This window comes from Frankia sp. AiPs1, assembly GCF_023716945.1.
Taxonomy (GTDB): domain Bacteria; phylum Actinomycetota; class Actinomycetes; order Frankiales; family Frankiaceae; genus Frankia.
In genome coordinates, this window is record NZ_JAMQQF010000641.1 from 1 (window position 1) to 3,254 (window position 3,254).

Sequence of the window (3,254 nt, forward strand, 5' to 3'; positions counted from 1 at the left end):
GTCCGGTCCGGTCGAGCCGTCGGCGGCCACCGAATCGTCGTAACGCCTGGTCCGGAAGGTGGCCGCGCCCACTGCGGCTCCAGCCCCAGCCGCGGCCGCGGCGGCGCTGCGGCCCCGCGGCCAGGTGTCGTCGAGGACGGCGGTGGCCGCGACCCGGCTGTCCCCGCCGGCAGGCGCCTCCTCCCCGAGCAGGGTCAGCAGCAGCCGTTCCGTCGACGGGCGGTCCCGCGGGTCGCGGGCAAGCGCGGAGCGCACGACGGGTTGGAGCTGCGCCGGCACGTCCCGCAGGTCGGGCCGACCCGTCTGGATCTTCTCCGACATCTCCAGGTAGGTGCCCTGCCCGTAGGGGTGGGCACCGACGGCGGCGTAGGCGATGAGCAGGCCCCAGGCGAAGACATCGACCGCCGGGCCGATCGTCGCGCCCTCCATCTGCTCGGGGGCCATCCAGCCGACCGAGCCGAGGACGAGGCCGGTCTGGGTCCGTCCCGGCGCCGCGTCGAGGGCCCGGGCGATCCCGAAATCGATGACCCGGGGACCGGAGAACGACAGCATGACGTTGCTCGGCTTGAGGTCACGGTGGACGATGCCGGCCTTGTGGATCGCGGTCAGCGCGCTGGCCACGCCGATGGCCACGCCCTGCAGAGTCGACATCGGCAGCGGCCCGGACCGGGTGACGACGTCATCGAGGCGGACGCCGTCGATGTACTCCGTGACCAGGTACGGGCGGCGGGCGGCGGGGTCGGCGTCGAGGACCTGCGCGGTGCAGAACGGGGCGACCCGTCGCGCCGCGGCGACCTCGTCCCGAAACCGGTCGCGGAACTCTGGTTCGGCGGCCAGCTCCGAGCGAATCACCTTGATCGCGACGAGGGCTCCGGCGGGGTCGCGGGCGAGGTACACCGTGCCCATGCCGCCCGAGCCCAGCCGGCGCATGACCTGGTAGGCGCCGATGACGGTGGGGTCGTCCGGGTGCAGCGCCTCACCCCGGGTGCCGTCCGGCCCGTCCCGGCCCGTCGATCGATCCGCCACCGCTCTCCCGCCCGTGTCCGCTGTAGCCCCCACCGCCGCTCGGTGCGGCCCGGCGACTGCGGGTGCCTGCTACCTCACGCTAGCCCCCGCCGGACTCGGCGCGGGGAGCGATGTCCGCCATCCGACGGCCACGCCGGCGCGCCTTTCCTTGGCGAACGTCGAGGAATACTGCCTGCACAACCGGTGTGACCGGCAACGAACCGTGCAACGGAGAAACGATACAAGCGCAACTCCGCCGCCCGTCGGCCGGGATCGCGGTCCGCCCGGCGATCCCGACACATCGCTCGCCCCTGCCGCTGCCCCTGCCCCTGCCGGTGCCGTTGCCGAGGTCCCGGCCGGTCAGGGACGCCCACCAGCGCAGACGTCGGCGTGCCGGCCGGATCTCCGGCAGGATGAGGAGAAAGAACGTCCAGTGGCACCGATCGGACACCCCAGTCCGACCGGTCGGGCCGCGAGGTGCGGGGAGCTGCCCATGGTCACGCAGTCGGTCGAGGCGAACGACGGCACCGCCGTCCGCCCGGAGGCCGCCGCGGGCGACGAGGTCGACAGCAGTGACGTCGACAGCAGTGACGTCGACAGCAGTGACGTCGACACCAGCGTGGACATGCTGATCGTCGGCGCCGGCCCCGCGGGGCTCTATGGCGCCTACTACGCGGGTTTCCGGGGCATGTCGGTTGCCCTGATGGACTCGTTGCCGGAGGCAGGCGGCCAGGTCACCGCGATGTACCCGGAGAAGGTGATCTATGACGTGGCCGGCTTCCCGGCCATCCGCGGCCGCGAACTGGTCGACGCCCTCGTCACCCAGGCGGCCCCGTTCGACCCGACCTACCTGCTCGACCAGCAGGCCGCCGAGCTCGCCCACGAACCGGATGCGGTCGTGGTGACCAGTAGCCAGGGCCATCGGGTCCGCGCCAGAGCGGTCGTGATCACCGGCGGGCTCGGCACGTTCACCCCGCGACCGCTGCCGACCGGGACCGGCCATCTCGGCCGCGGCCTGGCCTACTTCGTGCCGAAGCTGGACGTCCACGCCGACCAGGACGTCATCGTGGTCGGCGGCGCAGACAGCGCCTTCGACTGGGCGCTCGCCCTGGAGCCGATCGCCCGCTCGGTCACCCTGGTGCACCGCCGCGATCGGTTCCGCGCGCACGCGGCGACGATCGAGCAGGTCGAGGCGTCGAGCGTGGAGATCCTCATCTTCTCCGAGGTCGCCGCCATCCACGGGGAGGACCGAATCGAGAAGGTCGAGCTGGTGCAGACCCGCACCGGGGAACGGCACGTCCGCCCGGCGCAGGCGGTGATCGCCGCGCTCGGCTTCACCGCCGACCTCGGGCCGTTGACCCGCTGGGGGCTCACCATGGCCCGGCGCCACATCGCGGTCGACACGACGATGTTCACCGGCGTCGACCGGGTCTTCGCGGCCGGGGACATCACCGAATACCCCGGCAAGGTCCGCCTGATCGCCACCGGCTTCGGCGAGGTCGCGACCGCCGTCAACAACGCCGCGCCGGTCGTCGACCCCGCGGCGAAGGTGTTCCCGGGGCACAGCTCCGGCGACGGTACCGCCGCCTGACCCGGGCACGAGCTGGTTGCGCAGGCCGGCCGGCGGCCGCGGCCGGGCAATCGGCGCACACTGGAGGCATGCGCGGTCTCCTGGTCATCGGCCATGGTTCCCGGCGGGACGAGGCGAATGCCACGGTCCGCGAACTGGCCCGCCGCCTGGCGACCGAACCCCGCCCAGACGACGACGGCTGCGCCGGCCGCCCACTGCACTCGGCCGATCCCACCGACCGGAGCGGCCCGAGCAGCCCGGCCGGTCCGCGGCCGTGGGGCGCCGTCGAAGCGGCCTTCCTCGAGGTCAGCCGCCCCAACATCGGCGAGGGTTACGCCAACCTCGCGGCCGCGGGCTGCACCGAGATCGTCGTCTACCCGTTCTTCCTGTTCGGCGGCAACCACACCCGCCGCGACCTCCCGGCGGCGCTGGACGAGGCGCGCGGACAGCATCCGACGACCCGCTGGATCCTCTCCGAGCCCCTCGGCCTGCATGCCTGCGTCGTCGAGGCGGTCCGGGCACGACTCGACGACACGCTGCGCGAGCTCGTCGACGCCGCCAGACACCCCACCGGCTGACCCACCGCACTCCGCGGCCGACCGAGCGGCTCGCGGCGGTCGGCCCGCAGACCGATGCCGCCGACGGCAACCGGCGGCCGGCGGCCGGCCGAGGTGACGAA

At 73.5% G+C, this 3,254-nt stretch carries 3 protein-coding genes; 2 read left to right on the forward strand and 1 reads right to left on the reverse strand.

The features are described 5' to 3' along the window. Window positions 1-1,026 (reverse strand): serine/threonine-protein kinase (locus ND748_RS28720; RefSeq protein WP_374216059.1); only part of this gene is annotated, 1,026 nt, incomplete at its 3' end. 604 nt (window positions 1,027-1,630) lie between these two features. Here ND748_RS28720 and ND748_RS28725 point away from each other — a divergent pair. Both ND748_RS28725 and ND748_RS28730 read left to right on the forward strand, forming a co-directional pair. Next, entirely contained in the window at window positions 1,631-2,596 is a 966-nt protein-coding gene (locus ND748_RS28725) for an NAD(P)/FAD-dependent oxidoreductase (RefSeq protein WP_308205758.1), read from the forward strand. Window positions 2,597-2,664: 68 nt separating this feature from the next. Beyond that, window positions 2,665-3,153, forward strand: coding sequence for a sirohydrochlorin chelatase (locus ND748_RS28730; RefSeq protein ID WP_251749317.1), 489 nt, complete (start codon window positions 2,665-2,667; stop codon window positions 3,151-3,153). Window positions 3,154-3,254 lie beyond the last annotated feature (101 nt).

Coding starts and splice junctions, on each gene's coding strand:
- ND748_RS28725 (WP_308205758.1), top strand. CDS start 1,631: ATGCTGATCGTCGGCGCCGGCCCCGCGGGGCTCTATGGCGCCTACTAC.
- ND748_RS28730 (WP_251749317.1), top strand. CDS start 2,665: ATGCGCGGTCTCCTGGTCATCGGCCATGGTTCCCGGCGGGACGAGGCG.